The 397-nt window shown below is 38.3% G+C and carries 1 pseudogene; it reads left to right on the top strand.

The window, feature by feature from the left end:
* Positions 1–397: pseudogene (locus tag AOA62_RS31900) on the top strand (hypothetical protein); the annotation flags it as partial.

Here is a 397-nt window from a genome sequence, read left to right as displayed (position 1 = left end):
GTGATGCACAAGTCACGATTCCAGCGCCAGATCTACCTGAACATAGATTTGAAGAAAAACCAGTCCTAGATCATTTTAATGCGGCAGAACTAGACATTCACTTTAATTCTCTTCGTGTCCCGATAACAGATGACTGGGCTACTTTAAAAGAGAGAGAAGGATTTTTGAGGTTATATGGAAGGGAATCACTGAACTCTCTCCATCAGCAAAGTTTAATTGCTAGGCGTCAACAGGCATTTCAGATAAATGTGGAAACGAAATTGGAGTTTGTGCCAGAAAGTTTTCAACAACTTGCGGGATTAGTCTATTATTATAATACAAAAAACTATTATTACCTCCACGTAAGTCATGATGAAGAAATGGGCAAGTGCATTGGAATTCTTTCTAACTCAAAAGG

Source organism: Pseudomonas sp. 2995-3 (genome assembly GCF_002742565.1).
Lineage (GTDB): Bacteria > Pseudomonadota > Gammaproteobacteria > Pseudomonadales > Pseudomonadaceae > Aquipseudomonas > Aquipseudomonas edaphica.
This window is presented reverse-complemented; position numbering and strand designations above follow the sequence as displayed.